Origin of the sequence: Chryseobacterium sp. VD8, from assembly GCF_037149975.1 — a bacterium.
Classification (GTDB): Bacteria; Bacteroidota; Bacteroidia; order Flavobacteriales; family Weeksellaceae; genus Chryseobacterium; species Chryseobacterium indicum.
This window is the reverse complement of record NZ_JBBCQL010000407.1, coordinates 1-1,592: the sequence shown is the minus strand read 5'-3', so window position 1 is coordinate 1,592 and position 1,592 is coordinate 1. Positions and strand designations below refer to the sequence as shown.

Here is a 1,592-nt window from a genome sequence, read left to right as displayed (position 1 = left end):
CCTCCCAATGCAGGAACTGCAGCCAGTTCAGCGTCTGATTTAGTGATTCTCCCGTCTCTTCCGCTTCCTGAAACCTGTGAAGCATCCATTCCTTTTTCGTCAAGAATTTTCTTAGCAGCAGGAGAAGGAGCACCCGTTGCATACGTCTGCGTTGCAGCAGCTACAGGCTGAGTAGCAGGTTGTGGAGCCGGAGCTTCCTGTTTAGCAGGTTCAGCAGCTTTCGGAGCTTCTTCCTGTTTTGGAGCTTCAGCAGCAGGAGCAGCGCTTCCTGAAGGTTTTGCAGCATCCATATCGATTAAACAAACCACCTGTCCTACTTGTACAACGTCACCTTCTTCAGCTTTCAGAGTGATTACACCACTTTGTTCAGCAGGCAATTCAAGAGTAGCTTTATCTGAATCTACTTCAGCGATGGGTTGATCTTTTTCTACATAATCTCCATCTTTTACAAGCCAGGTTGCAATTTCAACTTCTGTAATTGATTCGCCCGGTGAAGGAACTTTCATTTCTAAAACTGACATATCGTATTTTTTATTTTTTTATTGATTATTATTTTTAATTAAGCGGTTACAGGTCTTTTTACCGGAGCATCGTTTCTGTCGAATACTCTGTTGATTACTGCATTCTGGTTTTTCTCAAACATTTTGTGACTTCCCGGAGCCGGAGCACCACTAGGAACCGGAGCAATAACATTGATTCCTGTTTCTCTGAAGTTTCTCAGGATATAAGACCAAGCTCCCATATTTTCAGGTTCTTCCTGAGCCCAAACCAATTCTTTTCTGTTTGAATATTTTTCGAAGATTGCTTCGATAGCATCTGTCTGAAGCGGATATAACTGCTCGAATCTTACCAGTGCAATATTTTCAGCATTTAATTCTTCTTTTTTAGCCAATAATTCGAAGTATAATTTACCTGAACAAAGTACTAATTTTTCAACTTTTGAAGGATCTGCAGTCGGATCGTCTAAAACAGGCTGGAAACCTCCGTTAGCGAAATCTTCAAGCGGGGAAACCACTTTCGGATGTCTTAACAATGATTTAGGACTCATTACCACCAATGGTTTTCTGAATGACCATTTCAACTGTCTTCTTAACAGGTGGAAATAGTTAGCAGGAGAAGTGATGTTTGCAACCACCATATTTTCGTTTGCACAAAGGGTTAAGAATCTTTCCAGTCTCGCTGAAGAGTGTTCTGCTCCCTGTCCTTCGGAACCGTGAGGCAACAGCATTACCAAACCGTCCTGAATTTTCCATTTTTCTTCTGCGGCAGCTAAATACTGGTCTACGATAATCTGTGCGCCGTTCACAAAATCTCCGAATTGAGCTTCCCAAATCGTTAACGTATTAGGAGAAGCCATTGCGTAACCGTAATCAAAACCAAGAACTCCATACTCGGAAAGGTGAGAGTTGAATACATCGAATCTGCTTTCAGAAACCTGTCTTAACGGAATATATTCTTCTTCAGTATCTTCCGTTTTTACCACTGCGTGTCTGTGAGAGAATGTTCCTCTTTCTACATCTTCTCCGGAAATTCTTACATTATGACCTTCTACCAAAAGCGTTGCATAAGCCAGTCATTCTCCAAGAGCCCAG

The 1,592-nt window shown here is 42.0% G+C and carries 1 protein-coding gene and 1 pseudogene; both read right to left on the bottom strand.

What is annotated here, in order from left to right; genetic code table 11:
• Nucleotides 1-521: biotin/lipoyl-containing protein (locus WFK35_RS22670; protein ID WP_336734892.1), on the bottom strand; the 521-nt coding region annotated here is incomplete at its 3' end.
• Between the two features lie 38 nt (nucleotides 522-559).
• A pseudogene (locus tag WFK35_RS22665) lies at nucleotides 560-1,592 on the bottom strand (2-oxoglutarate dehydrogenase E1 component); the annotation flags it as partial.